Origin of the sequence: Kutzneria kofuensis (assembly GCF_014203355.1) — a bacterium.
GTDB lineage: Bacteria > Actinomycetota > Actinomycetes > Mycobacteriales > Pseudonocardiaceae > Kutzneria > Kutzneria kofuensis.
The window spans coordinates 1,937,070-1,953,097 of record NZ_JACHIR010000001.1; the positions used below are offsets into that span (position 1 = coordinate 1,937,070).

Consider the following 16,028-nt stretch of genomic DNA (forward strand, 5'->3'; position numbering starts at 1 on the left):
AAGCGGGGCAGACGCATGCGGGATGGCCGGTGGGAGACGGTCACCGAGTCCGAGTTCCAGCATGAGCGTCGAGGCTTGGAGGCGATCCGGGATCGGCTGCCCGACAGCGACCCGTGGCGAGCCTGGTCGAACTTCACCTTCACCGCCGGTACAGGCCATGTCCGCGAGGTGGACCTGCTGGTCGTCGCCCCCGGTGGGGTGTACCTGGTCGAGCTCAAGGACTGGCACGGCACAGTTGAGTCTCACAACGGCGGCTGGCTGCAGACGCAGCCGGGCGGTCGCCAGATCTCGCATGGCAATCCACTCCACTTCGCCAACAAGAAGGCACGAGAGCTCGGCGACCTGCTACGACAAGCGACACCGCGCGACGTCCTGGCGCCATGGGTGTCCGAAGCGGTCTGCTTCACCGACTCCTCGCTCCAGATCCGGCTGCCTGCCAACGAACAGCGCGGGGTGTACACGATCGGCCAGCTGGTCGACATGCTCAAGCAGCCACCACGTGATGACCGGCGCAGGTTTGACGCCGAGCGCTCCCGGCAGCTCAAGGCGTCACTTGAACGGATCGGAATTCACCCCAGCGACGCCGAGTACAAGGTTGGCCCGTACCTGCTCGACCGCAAGGCGCTGGATTCCGGCCCAACCTGGGTGGACTACCTGGGACGCCACAGCGAATTGCGCGAGTTCACTCGAATCCGTATTTATCTGCGCGAACGCGGTTCGGACGCAAGCCTGCGAGAATCGGTGGAGCGGGCTGCCCGACGCGAGGCGGAGGTGCTGCAACGATTCCCTCACCCCGGCGTCGTTCGACTGAAGGAATATGACCGGTCCGCACACTCAGCTGGCCCCGCACTAATTTTCTACCATCACCCCCGGACGCTCCGACTCGACGAATACCTCGCCCAGCACGGTGAAAGGCTGGACATTCAGGGCAGAATGTCCCTTGTTCGTCAGCTTGCCGAGACGATGCGCAGCGCACACGGCGCCCGCATCTACCACCGCACGCTGTGCGCCCACGCTGTCCATGTCATTCCTCGCGGGCGCGGGGCTGTTGACGGGGAGGCGTGGCTCGCGCCGCGTCTACAGATCTCCGACTGGCAGGTCGCCCTCCAGCAGCTTGGGGAGCACGGGCGCCCGACGACAACCACGCCGTCGAACGTTGGCACGCACCTGGCCGATGCTGCCAATCCGTATCTCGCTCCCGAGTTGACCGCGCCGAACGCCGATCCGGTCGCGATCGACGTGTACGGACTCGGCACGCTCACCTACCTGTTGGCGACCGGGAAGGCGCCGGGCGCCAGCCAGGCGGAGCTGTCGGCACGGCTGGAGGCCGGCGAGGGCCTGCGCCCCAGCGCGGTGGTGGACGGTCTGTCCAAGTACATCGACGAGCTGGTCCAGGCCGCGACCGCTTACAACCCGCAGCAGCGACTGGCCAGTGTCGACGAGTTCCTGGAGCTACTGGCGACAGCCGAGGAGGACCTGACCGCGTCCGCACCGGAGGAGACCCCATCGGCGGAGCAGGACAAGGATCCGCTTGACGCCGTCGCGGGCAACGTCCTCGCCGGGCGCTGGGAGGTTCGCAGGCGGCTCGGCACCGGCTCCACCAGCCGCACGTTCCTGGTGCGGGACCTGACCGCCGACCAGGCACGTGGGTCGAAGGCGTTGGCCGTGCTGAAGGTGGCGTTGTCCGACGAGCGCGGCAAGGTGCTGGCACGCGAGGCCGAGATCATACGTGGACTGCGGCCCGACTCTCGGATCATCCAACTGATCGAGCCTGAGCCGCTGCGAATCGGCGGCCGTACCGTCCTGGTCACCGAGTACGTCGGCGACGAGCGTCTCGACGGCTCCGACGGCGAAGGGGCCGGCAAGCGAAGGCACCGGGAGGAGACCGTCGCACGCCAACTGCGCGACTCCGGTCGGCTCACCGTGAACCAGCTTGAGTCGTACGGCGAGTATCTCTTCGGCGCGGTGGACTTCCTGGAAGGCGAGGGCATCTGGCACCGGGACATCAAGCCCGACAACATCGCCATTCGCGTTCGGCCCAACCGCACCTACGAACTGGTGCTCATCGACTTCTCATTGGCCGGCTACCCGGTACAGGCGGTGGATGCCGGAACGGACGGCTATCTGGATCCGTTCATCGGCGTGGCACCGCGGGACGTGTACGACGCGCACGCCGAGCGATACGCCGTTGCCGTCACCCTGCACGAGATGGCGTCGCGCGAACTGCCGGTGTGGGGCGATGGCAGGGTGTCGGCACGCCAGACCGACGCGGAGCAGCACCCGTATCCCAGGATCGCTGTGGAGGCGTTCGACCCGGCGGTCCGGGATGGACTGGAGCGATTCTTCCGCAAGGCTCTGCACCGGGACGCGAGCAAGCGATTTCCCGAACTGAAGCCGATGCGGGATGCCTGGAAGAAAATCTTCCTGGACATGGACGAGTCGGTGCCGTCCTCCCGCCGTCCCCTGTCGCGGCACACCACGCAGCCGACTACGCGGTCAGCGGCCTCGCTCGCGGTGGGGGAAGCCGAGCCGGAGAGCGCCGAGCAGCAGCGTGACCGGATGGCTCGGCAGGCCACCCGTGAGACCTTGATCGAGATGTCCGGGCTCAGCCCCGCGGCCGTGTCATTCGTCTACGGACTCCGCGTCAACACCGTCGGCGAGTTGCTGGATCTGAGCCAACGCCAGCTCGTCAACGCCCCCGGCCTCGGCGCTAAAACACGCCTGGAGGTGCTGGACCGCATCAAGCAGTGGCGCCAGCGGCTCGCCGAGCAGCCCGCCGCGCCGTTGACCCCGCAGGGCCGCAGAGAGGCGAAGGCGGAGCTGTCGGCCGCCGAGGCAGCGTTCACACAGAAGCTCGCCGCGGTTTCCGATGCGGACGTGTTGAGTGATCGGGCGCTGCGAACGGTCAGTCTGGACACGCTGGCCGCGATCTTCGTGCCGGAGCTCAAGAAGAACGGCGCCAATCGCAACAAGGTCGAGATGGTGCGGCTGTTGCTGCGCCTGCCCGACGAGCATGGTGTCCTGCCCGATGTGGACGTTTGGCCCAAGCAGAAGGCGGTGGCCGACAAGCTCGGCCTCAGCGCCGGCCGTATTCCGCAGATGCTCAAGACGCAGCGAACTCGGTGGAAGCGCCATAATGCGGTAAAGGCGCTACGCGCAGAGGTGTTGGAACTGCTCCAGGATATGGGACGGGTCGCCGCGGCCGCGGAGATCGCCGACGCCCTCACGGTACGGCGCGGCACCCGACTCGATATCCGTGAGCAACGCCGAGCGCTCGCGCTGGCGGCAGTCCGTGTCATCGTCGAAGTCGAGCAACTCGACCCGGAGAACGAGGCGTTCCGGCACGCGCCCAATCGTGACGCGGTCGACGAGAGCATGGGTGCCGGGCTGCTGGCACTTGAGGTTGGCCCCGACGACGCTCCTGACACCCCGTCCGGCCCCGCCCTGTTGAGCTACGCCCAGCGACTTGGCCGAGTCGCCGACCGGTTGGCCGGCTCGGAGACGCTGCCCACCTCCGCGACGGTGCTCGGCGAACTCGGCGCGATCACCCCGCCCAGCGGCGCACTGGCGTGGGACGAGCGTCGCATGGTCGAGCTGGCGGCGGCCGCGTCACGCAACGCCGCCGCTACCCCCCGACTGGAGATCTATCCGCGCAACCTGCCGCTGGTGCGGGCCTTGCGGCTCACCCAGGCTGGCCTGGTGCGCCTGGTGCCCGGAGTCAAGGACGAACACCAGCCTGGTCTGACCGTGGCGGAAGTCCACGAACGGGTTCGGGCCCGTTTCCCCGAGATCCTTGACGGGCGCGGCGGGCACACCCTGCCGGTGGGCGGCCAGCTGACGAAGGCCCTCCAGGAGGCGGGCTTCGACCTGGTGCTGAGCACACGGGAGGACACGAGGACCCAGCGGTATCTCCCCCGCCGCACCAGTGCCGAATCCAGTTACCTGTCGTCGGGTGTGCGGGGCAGGACCATCACCGGCTATGCCACGCGATACGACGACGACCCGGATCTGGCCAGCGTGGCCCGCACCGACGAGCGGCTCAGCGCTTCGGCCCGCCGTGACGGCTTCCGGGTCCTGACCGTGCGCATCGGGCTCGTCCGGGACGCGGTCCGCAAACTGGACCAGGTCGGCGTGACTGTGGTGTCGGTGGCCGAGTTGTTCCTGGCGGCGCTGCATGAGCAGGTCGATCCGCGACCCAAGCCGACCTGGGAGACCATCCTCAAGGCGGACGCCGCCGAACCCGGTTCGCGGGCAGCAATGAAGTTCGCTGAGTATGTCCAGACCGCATGGGGGTTGGTCGAGCCTCGGATCGGCGAGCAGTTGGTTGCCGAGTTGGGGAACGGGCCCGTGGTGTTGATGAATGCCGGAGTCCTGGGCCGGTATGGCGCCATGGATGTCCTCGATCGCCTCGCCGCGCGTGCCCGGCAGGGTGGCCGGGCGCTGTGGTTGCTCTGTCCCCAGTCAGATCCTGCTCGCGGGCCACGACTTGGCAATTCCGCTGTGCCCTATCAGTCTGGTCTGGGAGAGTGGATCGCACTTCCGGACGTTTGGGTCCGCAGCCCGTCATGGACCCGGCCAACCGAAGCACCGGCTACGAAGGGACGCACGACGTGATCGACCGCAAGGCCCTGCTGGACGACTTGAAGCGGCAGGTCAAGGCGGTCGAGGCCGACCTCGGCAAACAGGTTCGCGCTCTTGGCGACGTCGAAGCCCGGCTGAAGAACGAACACGCTCGCGCCAAGGAACTCAAGCGCACCGGGGCAACGTGGAACTCGTGGCTGGACGAGCGCATCACGCAGGTCGCCGCCGCCTGGGTTCTGGGGTCGGTCTTCGTTCGGTTCTGTGAGGACAATCTGCTGATCGCGGAGCCTTACATCACCGGCCCGAGCACGGAGCGCCACGAACTCGCTCTGGAGCGTTACGCGGCCTATGTGGACGATGACGCCGACCCGACCTACCGGGGCTGGTTGGAGCGAGCCTTCGCCGAGTTGGGGGATGGCCACGCCGGCAAGCTTCTGTTCAATCCGGACCACAACCCACTGTTCCAGATCCCGCTCTCGCACGACGGTGCACGCGCGCTGGTCGAGTTCTGGCGCGAGCGCAACGAGACAGGCGCTCTCGTTCACGACTTCACCGACCCGTTGCGGGAGGACGGTACGAAGGGGTGGGACACGCGTTTCCTCGGCGACCTGTACCAGGACCTGTCCGAGGCGGCGCGCAAGACCTATGCGCTGCTGCAGACCCCCGAGTTCGTGGAGGAGTTCATCCTCGACCGGGCCATGGACCCGGTTGTCCGGGAGCTGGGCGGGCGGTTCGGCGAGCTGAAGATGATCGACCCGACCTGCGGTTCCGGTCACTTCGTGCTGGGCGCGTTCCGTCGGATGGTCCGGCTGTGGGCGGACAAGCGGCCGCACATCGACCGGCATGAGCGGGTCAGCGCGGCACTCAATTCAGTGCACGGCGTGGACATCAACCCCTTCGCTGTGGCCATCGCACGGTTTCGTCTACTGGTGGCCGCGATGGCGGCGGCCGGGATGCGGACGCTTGCGGAGGCCGGCAGGTACGACTGGCCGATCCACCTGGCGGTCGGCGACTCACTGATCAAGGCCCGACAGATGCCACTGGCACTTGAGGACGGACAGTCTGGCGACCCCCTGGCCGACTTCGCGTATTTCACCGAAGACGTGCATGAGTACCCCCGGATCCTGGAGGAGGGCCGCTACGACGTCGTCGTAGGCAATCCGCCGTACATCACGGTCAAGGACAGCAAGCTGAACGAGCTATACCGGGACCTGTACAAGTCCTGTGCCGGCACTTACGCGCTTTCCGTGCCGTTCGCCGAGCGCTTCTTCCAGCTGGCGAAAATTGGCGACGAGTTCGGACGTGACTTCGGCATGGTAGGCCAGATCACGGCGAACTCGTTCATGAAGCGCGAGTTCGGCACCAAGCTGATCGAAGAATATTTCGCGCACATGGTCGAACTAACCGAGGTGATCGACACCTCGGGCGCCTACATTCCAGGCCACGGCACGCCTACGGTGATCCTTGTCGGCCGGCGCCGCAAAGGCAGCCAGCGCTCGGCGACGATCCGCACGGTGCGAAGCGTTCAAGGTGAGCCGTCCGTGCCACCCAACGGCGAAGATGGCCTGGTCTGGCAGGCCATCGTCAAGCAGATTGACCAGCCCAAGTCGGTCAGCCAATGGGTGTCGGTCGACGACCTTGAACGGAAGCGCTACTTCGGCAAACAGCCGTGGATCCTCGCCGACGGCGGCCTGGAAATGGTCGAGAGCATCAATGACGCCGCGACGCAAGTTCTGAATTCGCTCAGCAATGCCGTTGGGCGAACCACCCACACAGGCTTGGACGACGCGTTCTACCTAGAATCAACCGCAGCAAAGACCCGCTCCATGAGCGATTCATGCGTCCCCGTCATCCTCGGCGACGGCGTGCGAGACTTCCACATTGCGACATCGATCTCAACATTCTTCCCATACGACTCCAACGGAAAGCCTCGCCAACTAGACGAGCACGAGGAAAAGTTTCTCTGGCCAAACCGAACAGTCCTCCAACGGCGTGTTGATTTCGGACAAACCCCCACAGAACGAGGTTTGCGCTGGTTTGATCACAGTATGTTCTTTCCCGAGCGATACCGCACTCCACTTGCGATTACATTTGCAGAAGTAGCTACACACAATCACTTCACACTTGATCGAGGTGGAAAGGTCTTTAAGCAGACCGCGCCCGCAATCAAACTTCAAAAAGAAGCCACCGAGGATGCCCATCTTCAGCTCCTTGGCTTGCTAAACAGCTCAACCGCTTGCACATGGCTAAAGCTCAACTGTCACGACAAGGGCATTCGTGGCGAAGGTGGAGGGTTTACCAGCAGCGAATGGGAACGTTTTTACCAATTCAACAGCACAAATATCGCACGATTCCCTCTCCCCGCCGCCTACCCCACAGCCCTCGCCACCGCCATTGACGGCCTTGCACAGGAGCTCACGGCGACCAGCCCCGCGGCGCTGACGGCTACCGACGCACCCACGCCGACAAACGCGAGTCTCCGCGAGGCGCGGGCGAAGTGGGAGTCGATCCGCGCCAAAATGATCGCGTTGCAGGAGGAATTGGACTGGCAGGTCTATACGCTCTACAACCTGTACACCGAGGACCTGCGCGCGCCCGAGGGGGATGTCCCTGAGCTGGCGCTCGGCGAGCGGGCCTTCGAGATCGTATTGGCGCGGAAGGTCGAAGCAGACGAAGCGTCACCGGAGTGGTTCAAGCGCCACGGTTCCACGCCCATCACCGAGATTCCCGCCCGCTGGCCGGAGACGTACAAAGCCATCGTCCAGAAGCGTATCGAAGCCATCGAGACCCGCCGCGCGATCGGCATGATCGAACGGCCGGAGTACAAGCGGCGCTGGGCGACCGACGGGTGGGACGTACTCCAGGAGCGTGCCCTGCGGTCCTGGCTGCTGGACCGGATCGAGAACCGCGACATCTGGTACCAGGACGGCGAGCACCCCAACATCCTCACGAAAGCGCAGCTCACCGACGCGCTCTCACGCGACGAGGACTTCGTTGCCGTGGCAGCGATCTACGCGCCGCACCAGGACCTGCCGGGCGTAGTCACGGCCCTTCTCGCGGACGAGCACGTGCCGTTCCTCGCCGCGTTGCGTTACAAGTCGCCCACCGGCATGAAGAAGCGCGCTGACTGGGAACGCACGTGGGACCTCCAGCGGCAGGAAGACGCCGCTGAGGACGAGACAGTCAAGCGCAAGATCCGGGACTCCATTGAGGTGCCGCCGAGGTACACCTCGGCCGACTTCCTCAAACCGTCCTACTGGCGGGCGCGGGGCAAGTTGGACGTGCCCAAGGAGCGGTTTATCTCCTACTCCACCGTCACCACGGGCACACCCGACCTCTACGGCTGGGCCGGTTGGGACCACAAGGAGCAGGCCCAAGCGCTCACCACGTACTTCACCAACCATGCGACGACCGCAGACGAGCTGACGGCCTACCTTGCCGGCCTGCTGGAACTGCAACCCTGGCTGGCCCAGTGGCACGGTGAGTTCGACGCGCTCTACGGCATGTCCCCGGCTGCCTTCTTCGCCGGCTACCGGTCGCAGATCCAGGGCGAGAACGGGCTGACCGACGACGACCTGCGAGCGTGGCGCCCCAAGGCCCCCGCCCGCGGCGCACGGCGTGCCACCAAGAAGAAGACCGAAGACTGAGGCGAAGTAGACGACCATGCCACCCACACCGCCGCCGCTGCTCCGCGACGTCATCGACATCAAGCCGTCGATCTCCACCTCCGACTACGTCCTGAAGCTCGCCGAGGCGGTGACCGAGGAGGGCAGTGCCAAGGCGCTCAAGGACTACGTGATCACCGAGCGGCTGCTGGACAACTTCGACGAAGCCCTCGGACTGATCAGGTCCGCGCTGGACGGTCAGACATCCAAGGCCGCCTACCTGCATGGTTCCTTCGGTTCCGGTAAGTCGCACTTCATGGCGGTGCTGCACGCCCTGCTCCGCGGTGACCAAGCGGCCCTCGCCAGGACCGAGTTCGATTCGGTGCTGAACAAGCACCAGTGGCTCGACAACGGGAAGAAGTTCCTGTTGGTGCCCTATCACATGCTGGGCGCCAAGTCGCTGGAGCAACGCGTCCTCGGCGGATACGTGTCGCACGTCAGCGCACTGCATCCCGATGCACCGACCCCGCAGGTGTATCGGACGGACACCTTGTTCGCCGACATCCGACGGCTACGGGAGCGCATCGGCGACGAGAAGTTCATCGAGGGCCTGGACCGGCCGGACGCATCGGGATCCGATGAGGAGGACGACTGGGGCGATCGGTTCGCGTGGACCCCCGAACTTCTTGACCGGGCCATGGCCGCCGAACAGTACGACGGCGGCGCCTACGATGATGACAGCGAAGAGGAACCGCCCAAGCCCGATCTGGTCAACCCCACCACGGCGGCCGAGCTGCGGGCCAAGCTCGTCCACGACGCGATGAGCTGGTTCCCAGGGTTCGCCAAGAACGCGGCCGAGGACGAATACGGCTTCATCTCACTGGACGCCGGCCTGTCCGTCATCGCGGCACACGCGAAGTCGCTCGGCTATGACGGGCTGATCCTGTTCATGGACGAGCTGATCCTGTGGCTGGCCAACCGAATCCACGACCAGAAGTTCGTCTCCCGCGAGGCGGACAAGATCACGAACTTCGTGGAGGGCGCGGACTCCCGGCGGGCCATTCCCATCGTGTCGTTCATCGCCCGGCAGCGGGACCTGCGCGATCTGGTCGGCGAGGAACTGTCCGGCGCGGCCGAGACCGCCATCCAGGACAGCCTCAACCTCGCCTCCGGCCGCTTCGACAAGATCACGCTGGAGGACCGCAACCTGCCGCAGATCGCCAACGCTCGTCTTCTTCGCCCCAAGGACGACGAGGCGAAGGCCAAGCTGGACGCCGCGTTCGCCAAGGCCAAGCGGTCCGGTGGCCCGGCCGTCTGGGATGTGCTGCTCGGCTCGGAGGAGGGCACGACCGGAGCCGACGAGGAGTCGTTCCGGCTGACCTATCCCTTCTCCCCTGCCTTCATGGACACCCTGGTCCACATCTCCTCGGCCTTGCAGCGCTCCCGCACCGGTCTCAAGCTGATGGGGCAACTGCTCGCCAATCACCGTGACGACGCGCGTCTGGAACAGTTGATCCCGCTCGGCGACCTGTACGAGGTGATCGCGGACGGTGGCGACGAGCCGTTCGTGGACAAGCTGAAGGCGGAGTTCAAGGCAGCCGACAAGCTGTACCGGACCAAGCTGCGGCCGTATTTGCTCGGCATGTACGACGTCACCGAAGAGGACATCGAACGCTACCTGCATCGGCCGGAGACCATTGAGAGTGCCCAGCTCAGGCAGCGCTGCTTCAGCTTCGTCGGCGACAACCGGCTGATCTGCACCCTGCTGCTGTCCGCGCTGGCGCCCAGCGTGCCCGCTCTGCGGGATCTGACGATCCGCCGGCTCGGCGCGCTCAACCACGGCTCGGTCGTGTCCCCGATCCCCGGGGCCGAGGTGGGGGCGATCAAGTCGAAAGTCGGCGAGTGGGCGTCCCGCTTCCCGGAGATCAAGGAAACCGGCACCCAGGCCAACCCGGGTGTACGCCTCGAACTCGCCGGCGTGGACGTGGACTCCGTCATCGCCAACGCCAACGTCAACAACAACCCGGGCAACCGGAAGGCACTGCTCAAGCGGCTGCTGGCCGAGGAGATCGGCTTCCAACTCAATGAGGACAAGCTCGGGTCGGGCGAGCTGACGCTGGTGTGGCGTGGCTCGAACCGGGTGTTGGAGGTGGTGGTCGGCAAGATCGCGGACCGGGACGATCTCGGCGACCATGACCTTGAGCCCACCGACAAGTCGCTGTGGCGGCTGGTGATCAGCCTGCCCTACCACGATGGTGAGTTCGGATCCATCGAGGATGCCAACAGGATGCTGGAGTTGCGGGGCCTGCACGGCGAGCGACCGCGCACCGTGGCGTGGATCCCGGCGCATCTGTCGGCGGCCCGGTACCAGGACTTCCAGCGGCTGGTCGTCATCAGCTACGCCTTGGCCGATCCGCGGCGCTTCGAGACGCAGTACGCCTCCCACCTCAACGCGGACAACCGAGCCCGCGCCAAAGCGTTGTTGGAGGGCCAGCTTGAGTCGCTGACCAGGACGATCAAGGCGGTGCTCAAGCAGGCGTACGGACTGGCGGAGAAGAAGCCCACCGATGTGGAGATCGGCCACGAGGAACACTTCGTGTCGCTGCGGGACGTTCCTGCCCTGAAGCCGCCCGTTGGGCAGCCGCTGCGTGAGGCGGCGAGGCATGTCGCCGACAAGGTGCTGGCAAGTCAGTTCCCCGCCCACCCCGACCTCGATCCGGACCGTACCGGTGTCGCGGTACGCCCGGCTGACGTGCGGGCCGTCTTCACCTGCGTGCGGGCCGCCACCGAGGCCAGCGACCGTCGAGTGGAGGTGCCGGCCAAGGAGCGGGTGCTGATGCGCAACATCGCCGCTCCGCTCCGTCTGGGCACGCAGAAGGAAGCCTACTTCGAGCTGTCCCTGCACTGGCGGGACCACTTCCTGCGGCAGGCCAAGGACGCGGGTGCGACTGGTGATCTGTCCGTAACACAGCTCACCGAATGGCTCGACAAGCCGGAGCGGATGGGGCTGGAGCCCCACGTCGCCAACCTGGTGATCGCCTCCTACGCGGAGATGGACGACCGGGTGTGGGTTCGCTCCGGGGCACTGCTCGACCCGCCACCCGAGCTGGCTCAGATCAAGTCCTGGGACGCGCTGCGGACCCAGCCTCTGCCTGACGAGTCCGTGTGGGAGCAGGCACAGCAGCGTTACGAGGAGATCTTCGGCGAGAAGGCGCCGACGCTGCGACGCGGTCGGATCGTGAGCCAGTTCGCCCGGCAGATTCTTGGGCAGGCCCGCAACTATCAGCCGCATGCCACCGATCTCGTGCGCGAACTGGAGAAGCACGCTGGGCTGCTCGCCCTGGACGACGTCGATGACTCCGGTCGGCTGGCACTGGCCCGGCGCTCGTTGGCACTGCTGGACGCGCTTTTGGCCACCGACAAGGGCGCGGCGAACAGCAACGCGGCGGCCAAGCAGACGGTGACGGCTCTGGCGACCTTCGATCTGGGCAGTGCGCCAGCCGCCCGTTATGGGGTGTCCATCGTGCAGGCGCAGAAGGTCGCGGCCGCGTTGGCGGGCGCAGCCTGGGACATGCTGCGCCTGGCCTCCGGATACGGGCCGGAGGGCGAAGCTGTGCTGGACACACTGCGTGGCGTGGCCAGGGTCGACCAGCGCACCGCGAGCCTGCCTGACGCACTCGACGCGGCTCGGAAGGCAATTGTGTCCGTGATGGAGCGCAGCCGGGCCGCAGTTCATCCCCCTGTTCCGACACCACCGAAGCCCAAGCCCGACCCTGGCTCAGTGGATTTGACGACGGAGAGCAGCCACCCGCCGGTACCTGACGCGCCTGCCAAGCCGGCCGGCCGGCGAAGCACACGCCGCTCCGGTGGCGGGCGCACCACGGCTGCCCAAGCGGTCGCTGAACTCCATGCCGAGTTGAACGAGCTGGCGGCAACCGAACCGAACGCCACGATCGAGATCAGCTGGCGCGTGGTGGAGGACTGATGAACGCGTTGGTCGGCACCGGTGCGATGCGGTTGAACACCGCCATCGTGACCCAGTACCTGGCATCGGAGCGCAGACTGTCCGAGGACAAGCGCCGGGTCGTCCTGCTGCGGGCGGCCCCGGTCTGGGAGGAGGCGCCAGAGCTCAGCTGGGGTGAACAGCGGGCCCGCGTCGTCCCTGCCGCTTCCCCGCTGGCGGTGTACGAGCTGGTGTTGCGGCATCTGGTCAGCACGGACGGGCCCGAGGTGCTGGTTGTGCTGACCGACAGGGAGGAGAACGAACTCGGCGCGGACGTGCTCGCCCAGGCGTACAGGCAGCGCGTCAACGCCGTCAACACCTGGGACGTGGTGCGCGAGGCATTCGGCGCGCAGCACACGGATGAACGGTTGTTCGCCGAGAACTGGGCGGCCGAAGCTCTGCTGGACGCTGCCCCGCCAAGCGGCTGGCCCCGGCTGGCGGGCGGGCCGCTGACCCGCCGCCACGCGCTGGCCTCGCTGGCGCTGCGTCGACTTGGTGCCGGACCGTACGCTCCTGACCGACCGCAGTCCACAACGACCAGTGTTGAACTGGACGCGAACACGTTGCTGCACTGGTCGCTGTCCCCCGCTGGCCCGGACCGGTTCCTGGCGCTGCGCGCGCCCGAACGCGCCGGGCTGGCCCGGTTCTTGGCGGAGGAAGACCAGGCCGGACCTGCCGGTCAAGCGCTGTTTGCCCTGGTCTCAGCCGGACACGGAGCGGACGCGGTCGCGTTCGGGCTGGTGTGTGCGGCGCTGTGGGTGCATGCGGATGAGTCCGCCGGTGCCGAGGACTACCAGGCACGAGGCCGGGCCGAGCGCTGGTTCGGCGAGAAGCCTCCCGCCCACGGTGCGGCGCTCGACGCGCTCGCCGGGGCTTTCGGGCGGGCGAGCGAGGAGTTCGTCACCGGGCTGCTGCTGATCGCGCAGTCCGCGGACGCGGACGGGGCTGCGGCCCGCCGGCTGTCCGCGATCGTGTTGGATCGGGCGGCCTCGCTGACCCAGCAGTTCGGAGCCGAACGGGCGGCCAGCATGAGCCCGGTGCTCCCGGCCGGACTCGAGGCCGCGTTCTCGGCTGTCGGAGGAGCGCTTCTGGATGGCGACGCTGGACGTGTCGCCGAGGCGATGCGAAAGCTGGAGCGGCACAACCTGGCATCTGGCCAGGACGCGAGCATCCGTGTCGAACGCGCGAGGATGGCCCAGCGCTTGGCGCGATGGCTGACGAAGGAGCCAGCAAACGAGCCTGAGACAGTCGCCGCCAGCGTTGACCGGCATATCGCCGACACCAGCTGGGTGGACCTGGCGCTGGAGCATGTTGAGGCAGGCGGTGATCCGCGATCTGAGCTGAAAGCCGCCTACGACCGGCTGTGCGCGGTGGTGCGCTCTCGGCGCCGAGAAGCCGACAAGCGTTTCGCGCACCAGTTGGCGGCCTGGACCTCCTCCCGTGGTGACGCTGGTTCGATGCTCACCGTCGAGTCGTTCCTTGCCAAGGTGGTCGGGCCGGTTGTCAAGGCCGGAGAGCGCCGGGTGCTGTTGGTCGTGCTGGACGGCATGAGTGCGGCGATCGCGGCCGAGCTTGGCGAGCAACTGCGTCAGGACTGGGCCGAGTTCGATCCCCTGCCCGGAGCGAAGGACGCCCCACGCCGCAGGGGCATGATGGCGGCGCTGCCCACCGTCACCGCAGTCTCGCGTACCTCCCTGTTCACTGGGAAACTGACCGCAGGCTCCCAGCGCGACGAGCGGGCTGCCTTCGGCGGCCACTCCTTCTGGGGTGACCAGGTCGTCGCGCTCTTCCACAAGGACGCCCTGCGCGCGGAAAGCGGTGGAGACGTCTTCGGGCCGGAACTGCACGACGCCATGACGAACGAGCGAACGAATGTGGCAGTCGTCCTCAACACCGTCGACGACCGACTGGCCAAGGAGCTCAAGCTCGGTGACGGAGCCTGGCGGCTCGGCGACATCGGCGGCTTGCGCGAGCTGTTGCGCCTTGCCGCGGAACAGGGTCGGGCCGTGTTGCTGACTAGCGATCACGGGCATGTCATTGACCGGCACGGGTCTCGCGTCGAGGCGCTTGGCGAGCCGCTGTCGGCCCGGCACCGCACCCCTGGCGGTCCGCTCGGCGATGCCGAGATTGCTTTGTCCGGACCTCGGGTCGTGTCGGCCGAAACCGGGAACGCGATCGTCGCGCTGTGGGATTCGGACTCCCGCTACACGGCTGCGCAGGCTGGCTATCACGGCGGTGCTTCGCCTGCCGAGGTCGTCATCCCGGTGCTGGCGTTCCTGCCGTTCGGTGCGGAGCCTCCGAAGGGTTGGCGGGAGCTGGGCAGTCAGCAGCCATCGTGGTGGTCACCCGTTGTTGACGAGGCGAAGCAGCCGGCGATTCCCCCCGCGCCGCCGAAGCGACCCGCCAAGAAGCGCAAGGAGGACTCCGATCGGGCCGCGCTGTTCGACGTGGCGCTTGTGCCTCGCGACGAGGACGCACTGCTCAGCCCGCAGCCAATCACTCCCGACGACGCGCTGGTCACCGCGCTGCTCGCCTCGGACCTGTTTCATGCCCAGGTGCAGTCGCTGGCCCGCAAGCCTGACCTGGTGAAGGTGGAAAAGGCTGTCCGAGCCCTGCTGGAGGCGGGCGGCACCCTGCCGGTGACCGCCCTCGCCCAGCGAATCGGCCTGCCTCTCACCCGCGCGGACGGCTTCTCGGCTGTACTGCGCCAGCTGCTCAACTTCGACGGGGTCCAGGCGCTGCAAACCCTGCCCGACGGACGCACCCTGCGGCTGAACACCGGGCTGGTCAAGGACCAGTTCGAGCTCACATGAGCTGCCTGAGCAGCCCGGAGAACTGCCGCAGCTCGGTGATCCGCTCCGGCGTCAACCGCTTGCTGTCGAAGTGCGCGATCATGTTGCGGGTCGACTTCACCTCCTTCAGGTGGTGGACGAACTGGGTCCGGTCCACACCGGACCAGCCGAGCGCCTGCCAGTTACCGTCGGCATTCTCCCGCAACCTCCGGTCCTGTTGGTGTGCGTCAAGAAGTTTGACGTAGTCACCGAACATCAAGTCAGCGATGTTACCCGTCTGCGTTTCTGGCCGGTTAGGCTGAACCGCTTTAATACGCTCGGGAGGCAGCTCGCCCAGACACTTCCGCAGCCGAAACTCGATCTCACCAACAAGAAAGAAAGGCAACGCGGTTTCATGAAAACGATCCGCAATATCTGCCGCTGTCACAATTCCGCAGACAACCCCACTGTTGCTGCGGACCAGCACGTAGCCATGCTCGGCCACCAGCGGCAACTGCGCGAAGAGTTCCTGGTGCACCTCGGCGACCGGGAGTGAATCCGTCACCATCGCGTTGGCGAGGGTGGGCGCCAGACCCGTTTCATACCGGGCTGCGACCGAACTCCATGTGACCACACCCCGCAGATCCGACTGACCGTCGATGACGGGAACCTGGGAATAGTTGTTGGCCCGCATGAGGTAGGTGGCCCTGGTCAGCGGATCGCTGGAGGTGACGGAGATCAGACCCGCGCTGGCCGCGGGTATGTCACCGATCTTGAACGACTGCTGAGGCAACGCACCCGGCGCGAGTTCGCCATCCCCAGCTTCATCGACCGCCTCCGCAACCCCCTCTTCTTCGCCGACGATCAGCAGGTTGGCCTTGAGACCGCAGGTCGCGAAGGACGGAACGGTGGCAAGCCCGATCTCCTGCAAAGTGTCCCTGATCAAGGACACCGTCTGGTAGGTGCGAACTCGCACATCGAACAGCGCCAAAAGCTCTGACAGCGCCATGCTCGCGCCTCTGCGTTCGAGAAGTTGTTGCCGCAGCGACAGGTTGTTGTCGGTCATCG

5 protein-coding genes are annotated in these 16,028 nt (G+C 66.4%); 4 read left to right on the forward strand and 1 reads right to left on the reverse strand.

Annotation, left to right across the window (positions count from 1 at the left end):
- Positions 1 to 15: 15 nt before the first annotated feature.
- From pglW to pglZ, 4 genes are read left to right on the forward strand one after another with little or no spacing between them, the layout of a single operon-like run.
- The gene (gene pglW, locus BJ998_RS08820; RefSeq protein WP_184868536.1) at positions 16 to 4,614 is read left to right on the forward strand and encodes a BREX system serine/threonine kinase PglW; all 4,599 of its coding nucleotides are present in this window, start codon (positions 16 to 18) and stop codon (positions 4,612 to 4,614) included.
- Positions 4,611 to 8,228: a BREX-2 system adenine-specific DNA-methyltransferase PglX gene (gene pglX, locus BJ998_RS08825; RefSeq protein WP_184860149.1), complete on the forward strand. Its 3,618-nt coding sequence runs from the start codon at positions 4,611 to 4,613 to the stop codon at positions 8,226 to 8,228. Before pglW ends, pglX begins: the two co-directional genes overlap by 4 nt.
- A gap of 16 nt (positions 8,229 to 8,244) precedes the next feature.
- The gene (pglY, locus tag BJ998_RS08830) at positions 8,245 to 12,171 is read left to right on the forward strand and encodes a BREX-2 system ATPase PglY (RefSeq protein WP_184860151.1); all 3,927 of its coding nucleotides are present in this window, start codon (positions 8,245 to 8,247) and stop codon (positions 12,169 to 12,171) included.
- The gene (gene pglZ, locus BJ998_RS08835) at positions 12,171 to 15,002 is read left to right on the forward strand and encodes a BREX-2 system phosphatase PglZ (RefSeq protein WP_184860153.1); all 2,832 of its coding nucleotides are present in this window, start codon (positions 12,171 to 12,173) and stop codon (positions 15,000 to 15,002) included. Before pglY ends, pglZ begins: the two co-directional genes overlap by 1 nt.
- Here the strand turns inward: pglZ and BJ998_RS08840 are convergent.
- A complete protein-coding gene (locus BJ998_RS08840; protein ID WP_184860155.1) occupies positions 14,995 to 16,026 on the reverse strand; it encodes a CBS domain-containing protein in 1,032 nt (343 codons plus the stop codon). The genes pglZ and BJ998_RS08840 overlap by 8 nt on opposite strands.
- Positions 16,027 to 16,028 lie beyond the last annotated feature (2 nt).

Bases quoted from the DNA above. Each gene is read 5' to 3' on its own strand.
- pglW (WP_184868536.1), top strand. From the start codon at position 16: ATGCGGGATGGCCGGTGGGAGACGGTCACCGAGTCCGAGTTCCAGCAT.
- pglY (WP_184860151.1), top strand. From the start codon at position 8,245: ATGCCACCCACACCGCCGCCGCTGCTCCGCGACGTCATCGACATCAAG.
- pglZ (WP_184860153.1), top strand. From the start codon at position 12,171: ATGAACGCGTTGGTCGGCACCGGTGCGATGCGGTTGAACACCGCCATC.
- BJ998_RS08840 (WP_184860155.1), bottom strand. From the start codon at position 16,026: ATGACCGACAACAACCTGTCGCTGCGGCAACAACTTCTCGAACGCAGA.